The following is a 12,899-nucleotide window of genomic DNA, read 5'->3' on the forward strand; positions in this document are numbered from 1 at the left end:
GCCCCGCCCCCGCCCCCGCCCCCGCCCCCCCGTCGGTCATGGAGTTGTGGTGGTGGACGTACTTCTCTTCCGGGGTGAAAACGCCCACCACAAGTCCATGATCGACGAGGCGGGGGCGTGGATTCGCGTCTGTCTGGTGTTGGACAGCGGGGGGTTGGATTTCAGCGGGGGCGGGTTGTTGAGGGCCCGCCATCGTCACAGTGACCCGCTTCGAGCCCTACTCACGGTGTACGGTGGCGCCGTCCGGCAGTGCTGAGCGCGGTGGGGCGGGACTTCACCGCCGCGCCCGAGCGGTTTGCCGCCCGCGAAACCTGAAACGTGGGCGGCGCGTTACGTTGGACATCCGGACCGCCGGTGCCACGGCGGGGTCGAGAACGGTCGCTTCTCGGGCACCGGCAGGCCACGAGCAGGAGTGAGGTCGACAGAGACGTGCCGAGCAAAGCTGGAACCACCCGTCTGGTCATCGTCGAGTCACCGGCGAAGGCCAAGACGATCTCGGGCTACCTCGGCCCGGGGTACGTCGTGGAGGCCAGCTTCGGTCACGTCCGCGACCTGCCGCGCAACGCCGCCGACGTGCCGGCCAAGTACAAGGGTGAGCCGTGGGCCCGCCTCGGGGTGGACGTCGACAACGGCTTCCACGCGCTCTACGTCGTCTCCGCCGACCGCAAGCAGCAGATCAGCAAGCTGATGAAGCTGGCCAAGGAGGTCGACGAGATCTTCCTGGCCACGGATGAGGACCGCGAGGGCGAGGCGATCGCCTGGCACCTCGTCGAGACGCTCAAGCCCAAGGTGCCGGTCAAGCGGATGGTCTTCCACGAGATCACCAAGCCGGCGATCCAGGCGGCGGTGGCCAACCCCCGGGAGATCGACCGCGACCTTGTCGACGCCCAGGAGGCGCGGCGGATCCTCGACCGGCTCTACGGCTACGAGGTCTCCCCGGTGCTGTGGAAGAAGGTCATGCCGAAGCTCTCGGCGGGCCGTGTGCAGTCCGTGGCGACCCGCATCGTGGTCGAGCGGGAGCGGCAGCGGATGGCGTTCCGCACCGCCGAATACTGGGACATCCTGGCCACCCTCGCCGTGGCGAACGCCGGTGAGGGGCCGCGCACCTTCAACGCCACCCTCGTCGCGCTCAACGGTGACCGGATCGCCACGGGTAAGGACTTCGAGCCGACCACCGGCAAGGTGAAGCCCGGCGCCGGCGTTGTGCACCTCGACGAGGGCGGCGCCCGAGGGCTCGCCGCCCGGCTGGAGGGGCGGCCGTTCACTGTCACCCGCGTCGAGGAGAAGCCCTACCGCCGTCGCCCGTACGCGCCGTTCATCACCTCCACGCTTCAGCAGGAGGCGGCCCGCAAGCTGCGCCTGTCCTCGCAGCAGACGATGCGCACCGCGCAGCGGCTCTACGAGAACGGCTACATCACCTATATGCGTACCGACTCGGTGAACCTGTCGGAGACCGCCATCTCGGCGGCCCGCCGGCAGATCGTCGAGCTGTACGGCGAGCGCAGCGTGCCGCCGGAGCCGCGCCGATACACCGGCAAGGTGAAGAACGCGCAGGAGGCGCACGAGGCGATCCGCCCGGCGGGGGACAACTTCCGCACCCCGGGCGAGGTGGCCAAGGAGTTGTCCGCCGAGGAGTTCAAGCTCTACGAGCTGATCTGGCGGCGCACCATCGCCTCGCAGATGACCGACGCGGTCGGCTCCAGCGTCTCGGTGCGCATCCGCGCGGTCTCCACCTCCCAGGAAGAGGCGGACTTCGGCGCCACCGGCAAGACCATCACCGATCCAGGCTTCCTGCGCGCGTACGTCGAGTCCTCCGATGACGAGAACGCCGAGGCCGAGGATGCCGAGCGCCGGCTGCCGACCCTGGTCAAGGACCAGCCGCTGACCGCCGACGAGCTTGCGGCGCAGGGTCACCACACCCAGCCGCCGTCGCGCTACACCGAGGCGTCGCTGGTCAAGGCCCTGGAAGAGCTGGGCATCGGCCGCCCGTCCACCTATGCGTCGATCATGCAGACGATCCAGGACCGGGGGTACGTCACCAAGCGCGGCCAGGCGATGATCCCTACCTTCCTGGCGTTCGCCGTGATCGGGCTGATGGAGCGGCACTATCCCCGCCTCATCGACTACGACTTCACGGCCACGATGGAGAACGAGCTGGACGAGATCGCCGGCGGGGATCACGCCGCTGTCGACTTCCTGACCGCGTTCTACTTCGGCAGCTCAAACGGTGCCGGCGACCAGGGCATCGCCCGTTCGGGTGGGCTCAAGAAGCTTGTCACCGAGAACCTCAGCGAGATCGACGCCCGCAGCGTCAACTCCATCCCGCTGTTCACCGACGACGACGGCCGCGAGGTCGTGGTTCGGGTCGGCCGCTATGGGCCGTACCTCCAGCGGGAGCTGCCCGGCGGTGAGCAGCCGACGCCGGCCGCCTCCGGTGACGGCGAGGAGGGCGGTGCCCAGGGCGACCGGGCGCCGATCCCCGAGGGCCTGGCCCCCGACGAGCTGACCCCGGAGAAGGTGCACGAGCTGTTCCTCGGTGGCAGCGGCGAGCGCAAGCTCGGTGACGACCCGGCCACCGGCGAGCCGATCGTGCTCAAGTCCGGCCGCTTCGGCCCGTACGTGTCCAGTGGCGAGCGGAAGTCGTCGCTGCTGCGTTCGCAGACCCCGGACTCGCTCACCCTGGAGCAGGCCCTCAAGCTGCTCAGCCTGCCCCGGTTGGTGGGCGTCGCGCCGGACGGCGTCGAGGTGTTCGCCAACAACGGCCGCTACGGCCCGTACGTGAAGCAGGGCGAGGAGTTCCGGTCGCTGGAGTCCGAGGAGCAGATGTTCACGGTCAGCCTGGACGAGGCGCTGGCCCTGCTGGCGGCTCCGAAGACCCGTGGACGGCGGGCCGCCGCGCCGCCGCTGCGTGAGATGGGCGTCGACCCGCTGACCGAGAAGCCGCTGGTGATCAAGGACGGCCGCTTCGGCCCGTACGTCACCGACGGGGAGTTCAACGCGTCGCTGCGCCGTGGGCAGACCCCGGAGGCGTTGAGCATCGAGGAAGCCTCGGAGATGCTGGCCGAGAAGCGGGCGAAGGGTCCGGCGCCGAAGAAGAAGGCGGCGGCCAAGAAGGCTCCGGCCAAGAAGGCAGTGGCGAAGAAGGCAACGGCCACCAAGAAGACGGCTGCCGCCAGCAAGTCCACAGCTGCTAAGAAGGCCACGACAGCCAAGGCGAACACCGCGGCGAAGAAGACCCCGGCCAAAAAGGCCGCCCCGCGCAAGGCCACCACCAGCACCGAGTAGTAGGCCTCGCCTTCCTGGAGCCCTTGGAAGGAACACGCCCCTCCAAGGGCTGCTTCCTTCCAAGATCTCGGGCACCCTAGGCGCCGAGGACGTGGGTCAGGTGGGGGTTTGTGAAGACGCGGTCGGGGTCCAGCCGGTCGCGGATCGCCTGGAAGTCGGTGAAGCGGGGGTACGCGGCGGCCAGCGACTCCGCGTCGCGGTAGTGCAGCTTGCCCCAGTGCGGGCGACCGCCCAGCTCGGCGGCCACCTTCTCGAAGGCCCGGAAGTACGGCTCGTACGGTGTGCCGACGTACTGGTGCACGGCGATGTACGCGGAGTCCCTGCCGTACCCGTGCGACAGCCAGATGTCGTCGGCGGCGGTGAACCGCACCTCGACGGGGAAGAGCACCTTGAACGGCAGGCCGTCGATGATGCGCCGGAGCGCGGTCAGCGCCTCTGTCAGCGCCTCGCGGGGCAGGCCGTACTCCATTTCGACGAAGCGGACCCGGCGCGGCGTGCAGAAGACCCGGTCGGAGCGGTCGGTGTAGCGCCGTTCGGTGAGCGCGCGGGCGGAGACGGCGCTGATGCCGGGTGCCAGCGCGGGCACGGCGCGGCCGAGGCGGCAGGCGCCGGCGAAGACGGTGTTGGACAGGAAGTCGTCGTCCAGCCAGCCGCGCCACCGGGGTAGCGGACGGTCGTTGGCGGGTACCCGGTCGTTGGCTTTGACCTGGGCTCGGGTCGTGTAGGGGAACCAGTAGAACTCGACGTGGTCGTGCCTGTCGATGAGTGCCGGCAGTTCGCCGAGCACGTCGGCGAGTTCGGCGGGGCGTTCGTGGGCGTGCAGGACGAAGGCGTCCACGCAGCGCAGCGTCACGTCGACGAGGACGCCGAGCGCGCCGAGGGACACCCGGGCTGCGGCGAAGATGTCGGGGTTCTCGTCGGCGGAGCAGTGCAGCAGTTCGCCGGTGCCGGTGACGAGGGTGAGCGCCTCGACGAACGTGGAGAGGCAGCCGTATGCGGCGCCGGTGCCGTGGGTGCCGGTGGAGATCGCCCCGGCCACCGTCTGCGCGTCGATGTCGCCGAGGTTGGGCATTGCGAGGCGGTGCCGGGCGAGCAGCCCGTTGAGCGCTTGCAGAGTCGTTCCCGCCGGTACGGTGACCAGTCGCCGCTCGACGTCGACGCTGACGGTGGTCTCCAACTCGGACAGTTCCATCCGCCGGTCGTCGGCCAGGGCAATGGCTGTGAACGAGTGGCCGCTACCGGCGACGCGGATCCGGCCTCCGGCGGCGGCGGTGGCACGGACGGCTTCGGCGACATCGCTCGGCGAGCCGGGGCGCAGGATCGCGGTGGCGGTGCCACGCTGGTTGCCGGCCCAGTTTGACCAGCGGGCGGGAAGCGATGCGGTGCCGGCCATGCGGGCTCCTCAATCATGAATATGAACTGACTTCATATCAGGAACGTTGTACCTGGTAAATACCGCAATTGCAGTCCGCTCGTTGTACCGGTAGTCACGGACTCGTGACATGAAGATATGTTCATCCGTCGAAGGGGGGTGGCGCCGAGTGTCCACACCAGCCGCCACGACCGGGCCGCTGCGCCGCGTACCGGTGCAGGGTCGAAGTGTCGCGCGGGTCCAGCGCATGTTGGATGCCTGCGCCGAACTCGTCGACGAGGTGGGGTACGAGGGACTGACCACTACCCTGCTCGCTGAGCGGGCCGAAGTGGCGATCGGTTCGGTCTACCAGTTCTTTCCGGACAAGCGGGCGATCGTGCAGGCGCTGACCCTGCGCACGATGGAGTCGTACCTTCAGCGGCTCGACGAGCGCTTCGCATCCGACGAGATGACCCACTGGTGGGACGGTGTCGACGCGGGGATCGACGAGTACATCACGATGCACCGCACCGTCCCCGGTTTCCGTACTCTGCACTTCGGCGACGTGGTCGACCTGCACCTGCTCGATGAGCAGCGGGACAACAACGGCGTGATCGCCGACCAGTTGGCCCGGGTGCTCACCGAACGTTTCGGGCTCACCGATGTGCCGAAGCTGCGCTTCGTCCTGGAGATCGCGGTGGAGGCGGCCGACGCGCTGATCAAGCTCGCGTTCCGCCGGAAGTCCGACGGCGACGATCGGGTGTTGCTCGAGGCGAAGGCGCTGATCCGGGAATATCTGCACCGCCAGGTCGACGGCCCGGACAGCGGCCGTCCCGTCGCCGTTCCGGTCGAGGCGGCCCAGCCAGCCTGAGGCGGCCCGGTCCGCGGTGACCGCGCGCTGCCCTGGCGCGTCACAGGAAGGCATGGCCCTCGCCCCGGTAGGTGGGAACGGTCGCCACGACCGCATCCCCCTCCACCAGGTGCAGTTCGTTCACCCGTTCGCACAGCTCGCCGGCTTTGGCGTGCCGGAACCACACCCGGTCGCCGATGTTCAGGGTGCTCGCCGCCGCACCGGACAGCGGGGTCTGCACCTCGCCGGCGCCCTCGGTCCCGACCAGCTTCAGGCCGGCCGGCAACCACGGCCGGGGGAGCCGGCTGTCGGCGGCCGGTCCGGAGGCGATCCACCCGCCGCCGAGCACTGTCGCCAGCTCGGGCGTCGGGCGGCGGACCACAGCGCAGGCGAAGAACGCCGCCGGGGTGGGGCGCCAGGCACGGTAGGCGTCGAACAGTGTCGGCCCGTACAGGCCCGATCCCGCGGTGACCTCGGTGACCGCGGGATCGGCGCTTGTCGCGGCCACGCTGCCGGTGCCGCCGCCGTTGACGAACTCCAGGTCCGCGTGTTCGCGTACCGCTGCCACCGCCGCACCCCGGCGGGCCAGCAACTCGCGGTACGACCCGCGCTGGGCCAGCCTGATCGCGCCGGCCAGCAGCGTCTGCCCGGGCGGCGCGTCGCCCAAGCCGGCGATCTGCGCCTCGTACGACATCAGGCCGACCAGCCGGAAGCCGGCCCGACCGGTGACGGTGGCGGCGAGCGCGCCGGCTGCTCGGGCGCTGTGCACCGGTGAGCGGCGTACGCCGACGTGGACCCGACCCCGCAGCGGTCGCCAGGAGGCGTCCAGGTCCAGGCAGAGCCGCAGCTCGGCGCGCTGACCGGGGGCGCGGACGGCGTCGATGAGGTCGAGCTGCCCGGTGCTGTCGATCATGAGGGTGATCGCGGCGGCGAGGGTCGGGTCGGCGGCCAACTCGGCGAGCGACGCCCGGTCCGCGCTCGGGTAGGCGAGCAGCACGTCGTCGCTGACTCCGGCGCGGACCAGCCAGATCGCCTCGGGGAGGGTGAACGCCATCACGCCCCGCCAGCCGGGCCGGGCGAGCGCTCGGCTGATCAACTCCCGGCTGCGGACCGACTTGCTCGCCAGCCGGAGCGGTTTGCCTGCGGCGCGGTCTGTCAACGCGGCCGCGTTCGCGTCGAAGGCGGTGAGATCCACCACTGCGTACGGCGGGTCGAGGTGGTCGGTCGCCCGGTCCAGGCGCTCGCGGAGTTTGTCGCTCTCGATGGCCACGTGTGCACGCTAACTGTCCGGCGGTGAATGCGAAATACCCTCGCGTACGCCTGGGCTGCGGACGGTACCTTCGGCGGCCTAGGCTCAGCGAGCAGGAGAATGTCGCCGGTGGGGCGGCCCCCCACCGGGTCTAGAGTGTTCCACCGGAGGTGCCCAGCGATGGGCCGGCACGTGGAGGTACGGCCATCGAAAGCCAGAACAGCGGCGAGTCGCCCGGCGTGTCGCGCCCGGGTGACCAGTCGGGCAGCGCCGCCAACCAGACCAGTGCTGCCCAGGGAGATCCGTCCGGCTACGCGGCCATCCGCTCCGTACTGCGGATCCAGCCGTTCCGGCGGCTCTGGATCGTGCTCGGCGCCGCGTCCTTCGGTGACTGGCTCGGCCTGCTGGCCACCTCGGTCTTCGCCGCCTCCCAGGTGCAGGGCAGCACCGCGCAGGGCGCGGTGTTCGGTGGCGTGATCGCCATCCGGCTGCTCCCGGCCCTGGTGCTCGGCCCGGTGGCCGGCGTGCTCGCCGACCGGTTCGACCGCCGCTGGACGATGGTCATCTGCGACCTGCTCCGGTTCGTGCTCTTCGCCTCCATCCCGATGGTGGCGCTGGCCGGCGCCAGCGGCGGGATGGTGGTCGCGTGGGCGACAATCGCCACCTTCCTGATCGAGTCGATCACGCTGATCTGGATTCCGGCCAAGGAAGCCGCCGTCCCCAACCTGATCCCGCGCGCCCGGCTGGAAGCGGCCAACCAGCTCACGCTGATCACCACCTACGGCCTCACCCCGGTGCTCGCCGCGCTGGTCAGCGCCGTACTGGACCGCAGCGTCCGGGGCATCACCGGAGGCGAGTTCCCGAACTGGGCCGAACCGGCCCAGTTGGCGCTCTGGTTCAACTCGTTCTCCCGGCTGGCCACCGCCCTTGTCGTCGCGTTCGGCATCAAGGAGATCAGCCAGGGGCAGACCGCCGAGGGCGACCGCCAAGAGCAGAGCATGCTGCGCCAGTTCAAGGAGGGCTGGCAGTTCATCGGCCAGACCCCGCTGGTACGCGGGCTGGTCCTCGGCATCCTCGGCGCTTTCGCCGGCGGCGGCATCGTCATCGGTACGGCGAAGTTCTTCGCCAGTTCGCTGGGTGCCGGCGACGCCGCGTTCTCGCTGCTCTTCGGTGCCATCTTCGTCGGCCTGGCGCTCGGCATCGGCCTCGGCCCGATGATCGTCAAGGACATGTCCCGGCGTCGCTGGTTCGGCATGAGCATCGTGCTGGCCAGCGCCGCCGTGATGACCCTCGCCTTCGCCATCCACCTGTCCATGGCGATCGTCGGCGCGGTGCTGGTCGGCGCCGGCGCGGGCATGGCCTTCCTGGCCGGCACCACCCTGCTCGGCGGCGAGATCAAGGACGAGGTACGCGGCCGGGTCTTCGCCGTGGTGCAGATCGGCACCCGCCTGGTGCTGATCCTGGCCATCGCGCTGAGCAGCCTGCTCGCCGGTGTCGGTGGCTCGCGCAAGCTGGAGATCGCCGACCTGGGCATCTCCATCTCGTCGACCCGCCTGCTGCTGCTGGCCGCCGGCGCCGCCGGCATCTTCGCCGGTATCAGCGCGTTCGGCCAGATGGACGACAAGAAGGGCGTCCCCGTCCTCGCCGACCTGTGGGGCTCGATCCGGGGCCGTCCGCTGATGCCGTCCGAGCCGTTCGTCTCCGCCGGGCTGTTCGTGGTGTTCGAGGGCGGCGAGGGCGCCGGCAAGTCCACCCAGCTCGCCGCGCTCGCCGAGCGGCTGCGCGACCAGGGGCACGACGTCGTTGTCACCCGCGAACCGGGGGCGACCACCGTCGGTAAACGGATCCGGTCGCTGGTGCTCGACACCTCAGGCGACGATGCGCCCTCCCCGCGTGCCGAGGCACTGCTCTACGCCGCCGACCGGGCGCACCATGTGGCCGCTGTGGTCCGGCCCGCACTGGTCCGCGGCGGTGTGGTGATCAGCGACAGGTACGTCGACTCGTCGCTCGCGTACCAGGGCGCCGGACGCACGCTCCCTGTCGACGAGGTCTCCTGGCTCTCCTCCTGGGCCACCGGCGGGCTCAAGCCTGACCTGGTGGTGTTGCTCGACGTCGAGCCGCACACGGGCCTGTCCCGGGTGGTCTCCCGCAGCGGGGACGTCGACCGGCTGGAGGCGGAGTCGATCGCCTTCCACGAGCGTGTCCGTTACGCCTTCCTCGACCTCGCCGCCGCCGACCCGAAGCGCTACCTGGTGCTCGACGCGTCCCGCCCGGCCGATGAGATCACCGGCCTGGTGGTGCGGCGTGTCGAGGAGATGCTCGGCAGGCCTGGCGGCATCGTGCACCCCCGCCCGGCGCAGGGCCCGGACACCTCGGTACAGCCCGAGTTATCCGACGCGGAGCTGGTGACGATGGAGCACAAGACCTGATGCCTGACGTCTTCGCCGACCTTGTCGGTCAGGACGAGGCGGTGGTCGAGCTGCGCCGGGCCGCCGCCGCGGCAGCAGCCGTGCTGCGCGCCGCAGCGGCCGACCGTGCACCCGCGCTGCTCCCCGCCGGCCCCAGCGGCGGCGACGAGCCCGAGGCCGCCGCCGTGCCCGGTGGGCCTGATGTGTCCACCGGGATGACCCACGCGTGGATCTTCACCGGGCCACCCGGCTCGGGCCGCTCGGTCGCCGCGCGTGCCTTCGCCGCCGCTCTGCAGTGCGTGCACGGCACCGGCTGTGGCGAGTGCCCCGGCTGCCACACCACGATGGGCGGCACCCACGCCGACGTCCGGCTTGTGGAGCCGGAAGGGCTCTCCATCGGCGTCAACGACATGCGCGCTCTGGTGCTCCGGGCCGCCAGCACCCCGTCCGGTGGGCGCTGGCAGGTGGTGGTCATCTCCGACGCCGACCGGCTCACCGAGGCCGCCGGCAACGCGCTGCTCAAGGCGATCGAGGAGCCTCCACCGCGTACCGTCTTCCTGCTCTGCGCGCCGTCCACCCACCCGGACGACGTCTCGGTGACCATCCGGTCGCGCTGCCGGGTCGTACCCCTGCGGCAGCCGCCGGCCGCGGCGGTGGCCGAGGTGCTGGTCCGTCGGGACGGCGTGGCGCCCGACGTGGCGCGGTGGGCGGCGGCCGCCGCGCAGGGTCACGTGGGTCGGGCCCGCCGGCTGGCCCGCGATCCGGAGGCCCGCAAGCGACGTGAGGCGGTGCTCGCCGTACCGCGTCGGCTGACCGGTGTCGGCGCGGCGTTCGACGCGGCGTCCGCGCTGATCGAGGCCGCCGAGGCCGAGGCTGAGGCGTCGGTGTCCGAGGCCGACACGACCGAGCGGACCGCGCTTGAGCGGGCGCTCGGCGCGGGCGGCACCGGCCGGGGCGCGGCCGGCGCGATGCGCGGCGCGGCCGGGCAGCTCAAGGAGTTGGAGAAGCGGCAGAAGTCGCGGGCCACCCGGGCCCAGCGCGACGCGCTGGATCGGGCGCTTGTCGACCTGGCGGGCTTCTACCGGGATGCGCTCACCATGGCGCTGCGCGCGCCGGTCGACCCTGTGCACACCGACACCGCCGCGATGGCCGGCGCGGGCGCCCAGAAGTGGGACGCCGAGGGGTCGCTACGCCGGCTGGAGGCCGTGCTCGCCTGCCGGGCGGCCATCGAGGCGAACGTCAAGCCGCGGATCGCGGTCGAGGCGATGATGCTCGCCCTCTGGAAGGGCTGACCCGCAGCAATCGGCCGTGGTCCCGTCCGCCGGACCGTTCATCCACAGGCCATCGACACGTGCGATTGCTGTGCGGTACGGTCCGGTGTGCCGTGGTGACGGTCGCAGCACGCTCAGTGAGGGCCATCCGGGAGGAGTCGCCGATGCCGCGGGGGGAGATCGACGAAGCCTGGATCGAGGAGGCGGTGCGACGCTACCGCCGCATCGAATCGCTCCAGGCCGAGTTCGACCAGGCGGTGTCGACCGTCGAGGTCACCGTGCGTTCGCCGGACGGGCTCGTCGAGGTGGTGGTCACCGCCGGCGGCCGGATCACCGACGTCCGGTTCCTCGGGCCGCTGCACTCCCGCAGTCCACGCGACGTGGCCGGCTCCGTGCAGGCAGCGGTCACCGCGGCGGCCGACGCCGCCGAGTGGGCCCGCGAGAAGCTGCACAACGAGACGTTCGCCGCCTACCGACCACTCGCGGGGGCCTGAGATGGAGGCACTGCGCGCGCTCTCCGCCCGACTGGACGAGGCGAGCGCCACGCTCACCACCCTGTCGCACCGGGTCACCGCCAGCGACCCGGCCCAGGTCGCGTTCGGTACGGACGCCCCGGGCCGACCAGGCGAAATCGGCCGTGCGCTGCACCGGCAGTGGGTCGCCGCCACCGACGACCGTGCTCGCGAGGCACGGGCCGCGGCGCACCGGCTGGCCTCCGCCGCAGCGGCGATCCGCGAGGCCGCCGACCGTTACAGCGACGTCGACAGGGCCGCCCGACGCCGGATCAGCGGGGAGCGGTGATGGACCCGCTGGACAGGCTCGCCGAACCCGGCCTCGACCTGCTGCGCCGTGTCGACGCGTTGCTCGCCGCAGGCGTTCCCGAGGGGCACCGGGTCTGGCCGCTGCTGCGCCGGATGCAGGTGCTGCCGGGCGACGCCGTCCGGGGCTTCCTCGACCTGCACCCCACGCCGCTCGCCAGCGCCGGGCACGCGGTGCGCAGGCTCGTCCGGGGGTACGACGACGTCAGCGCCACGCTCACCGACCCGGTGCTCTGGGCGGGTCCGGCAGCCACGGCGTACGGGCAGGAACGCGCGGCGCTGCTGCACCACCTCGACGACGGCCCGGAGAGCCTGGTCGGGCGACTGGAATCCACGGCCGGGTACGCGGACGCGCTCGCCGACTGGGTGGAGGGCAGCCGGCTCGCACTGGCCCGCACCCTGGCCGACGTGCTGCGCTCGGCCGAGGCGGTCGCCGTGGTCGCCGCCACCGCCGCTGGCCCACCGCGCCGCATCGAGCCCGTCGGGCCAGGTGTGGCCGACGCGGCCGAGATCGCCGCGCGGGTGCTGGCGGTGCTCTCCGTGGCGTACGACGGTGTCGAGACGTTGCTGCGCCAGTGGGCGCCGAGCCTTGCCGAGTCCACCTGGCGGCCGACGGTGAGCGGCCGGCCCCGCTACGACCAGCCCACAAGGGTCGGCTGGTAACCAGCAACCGCCGTTGCGCACTGGACAAGCGGTCGTCGATGCGAGCGCGGCGTAATCGTTCGGCGACAGCCGGCGCGCGGTAGGGCCATGGTCCGTCGTAGGGTGGAGCAATGGGCATGCTCTGCGCGGTCAGCTTCAACCGGTACGGGCGCCTCTACTACCTCGACCCGGGCGAGCTGCGCCCACAGGTGGGCGACAAGGTGCTGGTGCCCACCGACGACGGGCCCGAGGTGGCCGAGTGCGTCTGGGCCGCCCAGTGGGTGACCGAGGAGACTGACGGCTTCCCCCGACTGGTCGGGCTGGCGGGCGACGACGACCTGAGCCGGGACGAGGCGCTGCGTCGGCGTAAGGCCGAGGCCAAGGTGGCCGCGAAGCGGCTGATCCGGGCACATGGCCTGCCCATGAAGGTGGTGGCCGTCGACCACGTGCTCGCCTCCGCCGACGGCGGTGGTGAGCGCAGCACCGTCTACTTCACCGCCCCGCACCGGGTGGACTTCCGCTCCCTGGTCCGCGACCTGGGCGCCACCCTGCACTGCCGGGTCGAGCTGCGCCAACTCAGCGCCCGGGACTCCGCCCGCGTCCAGGGCGGCATCGGCTCGTGTGGGCGCGATCTGTGCTGCGCCACGTTCCTCAACGACTTCGAGCCGGTGACCATCCGGATGGCAAAGGACCAGGACCTGCCGCTGAACCCGCTGCGCATCTCGGGCGCGTGTGGCCGGCTGATGTGCTGTCTCAAGTACGAGCACCCTTTGTACTCCAGATTTCAGGAGTCCGCCCCGGCGATCGGCGCCCGCGTCACCACCCCGGAAGGGGAGGGCCGCGTGGTCGGCCACAGCGTCCCGAGAGACGCGGTGAACGTTCGCCTGGACGCCGACGGCTCGCGCTCCATGTGCTCCCGCGCGGACGTCTGCGGCTCCCGCCGCGCCTACGAAGGCCGTGACCAGTCAGGTCCTGCGGGCGTAACGAAATGATCGAGCAGCCGTCGCGGTGGCAGCTGTTACCAT

General features: G+C 71.4%; 10 protein-coding genes. 8 read left to right on the top strand and 2 right to left on the bottom strand.

Features of this window, described 5'->3' with window-relative positions; genetic code table 11:
- Positions 1-429 precede the first annotated feature (429 nt).
- Positions 430-3,285 (top strand): type I DNA topoisomerase, encoded by a 2,856-nt coding sequence (gene topA, locus ADK66_RS23095; protein ID WP_053658729.1) that lies wholly within the window; start codon positions 430-432, stop codon positions 3,283-3,285.
- A 76-nt stretch (positions 3,286-3,361) separates the two neighbouring features.
- Here the strand turns inward: topA and ADK66_RS23100 are convergent, their stop codons facing one another.
- Positions 3,362-4,678 (bottom strand): D-arabinono-1,4-lactone oxidase, encoded by a 1,317-nt coding sequence (locus ADK66_RS23100; RefSeq protein ID WP_053658732.1) that lies wholly within the window; start codon positions 4,676-4,678, stop codon positions 3,362-3,364.
- Between the two features lie 226 nt (positions 4,679-4,904).
- Here ADK66_RS23100 and ADK66_RS23105 point away from each other — a divergent pair, with 226 nt between their 5' ends.
- On the top strand, positions 4,905-5,507 hold the full coding sequence (locus ADK66_RS23105; RefSeq protein ID WP_053658734.1) for a TetR family transcriptional regulator: 603 nt from the start codon (positions 4,905-4,907) through the stop codon (positions 5,505-5,507).
- Positions 5,508-5,547: 40 nt separating this feature from the next.
- On the opposite strand, the gene ADK66_RS23110 is transcribed toward ADK66_RS23105, so the two are convergent.
- Entirely contained in the window at positions 5,548-6,756 is a 1,209-nt protein-coding gene (locus ADK66_RS23110) for an amino acid deaminase/aldolase (protein WP_053658736.1), read from the bottom strand.
- Between the two features lie 344 nt (positions 6,757-7,100).
- Here ADK66_RS23110 and tmk point away from each other — a divergent pair, with 344 nt between their 5' ends.
- From tmk to ADK66_RS23140, 6 genes are all read left to right on the top strand, one after another.
- Positions 7,101-9,164 (top strand): dTMP kinase, encoded by a 2,064-nt coding sequence (tmk, locus tag ADK66_RS23115; protein ID WP_053659402.1) that lies wholly within the window; start codon positions 7,101-7,103, stop codon positions 9,162-9,164.
- Positions 9,164-10,435 carry a DNA polymerase III subunit delta' gene (locus ADK66_RS23120; RefSeq protein ID WP_053658737.1) on the top strand — a complete coding sequence of 424 codons (1,272 nt, stop codon included), beginning with the start codon at positions 9,164-9,166 and terminating at the stop codon, positions 10,433-10,435. The genes tmk and ADK66_RS23120 overlap by 1 nt, the downstream gene beginning before the upstream one ends.
- Positions 10,436-10,578: 143 nt before the next feature.
- Positions 10,579-10,908: a YbaB/EbfC family nucleoid-associated protein gene (locus ADK66_RS23125; protein WP_053659404.1), complete on the top strand. Its 330-nt coding sequence runs from the start codon at positions 10,579-10,581 to the stop codon at positions 10,906-10,908.
- A gap of 1 nt (position 10,909) precedes the next feature.
- A complete protein-coding gene (locus ADK66_RS23130; RefSeq protein WP_053658739.1) occupies positions 10,910-11,215 on the top strand; it encodes a hypothetical protein in 306 nt (101 codons plus the stop codon).
- Positions 11,215-11,895: a hypothetical protein gene (locus tag ADK66_RS23135; protein WP_053659407.1), complete on the top strand. Its 681-nt coding sequence runs from the start codon at positions 11,215-11,217 to the stop codon at positions 11,893-11,895. Before ADK66_RS23130 ends, ADK66_RS23135 begins: the two co-directional genes overlap by 1 nt.
- Positions 11,896-12,005: 110 nt before the next feature.
- Entirely contained in the window at positions 12,006-12,866 is an 861-nt protein-coding gene (locus tag ADK66_RS23140) for a regulatory iron-sulfur-containing complex subunit RicT (protein WP_053658741.1), read from the top strand.
- Positions 12,867-12,899 lie beyond the last annotated feature (33 nt).

Source organism: Micromonospora sp. NRRL B-16802, from assembly GCF_001279555.1.
Taxonomy (GTDB): Bacteria; Actinomycetota; Actinomycetes; order Mycobacteriales; family Micromonosporaceae; genus Micromonospora; species Micromonospora profundi.

Bases quoted from the DNA above. Each gene is read 5' to 3' on its own strand.
- ADK66_RS23100 (WP_053658732.1), bottom strand. From the start codon at position 4,678: ATGGCCGGCACCGCATCGCTTCCCGCCCGCTGGTCAAACTGGGCCGGC.
- ADK66_RS23105 (WP_053658734.1), top strand. From the start codon at position 4,905: ATGTTGGATGCCTGCGCCGAACTCGTCGACGAGGTGGGGTACGAGGGA.
- ADK66_RS23120 (WP_053658737.1), top strand. From the start codon at position 9,164: ATGCCTGACGTCTTCGCCGACCTTGTCGGTCAGGACGAGGCGGTGGTC.
- ADK66_RS23125 (WP_053659404.1), top strand. From the start codon at position 10,579: ATGCCGCGGGGGGAGATCGACGAAGCCTGGATCGAGGAGGCGGTGCGA.
- ADK66_RS23130 (WP_053658739.1), top strand. From the start codon at position 10,910: ATGGAGGCACTGCGCGCGCTCTCCGCCCGACTGGACGAGGCGAGCGCC.
- ADK66_RS23135 (WP_053659407.1), top strand. From the start codon at position 11,215: ATGGACCCGCTGGACAGGCTCGCCGAACCCGGCCTCGACCTGCTGCGC.
- ADK66_RS23140 (WP_053658741.1), top strand. From the start codon at position 12,006: ATGGGCATGCTCTGCGCGGTCAGCTTCAACCGGTACGGGCGCCTCTAC.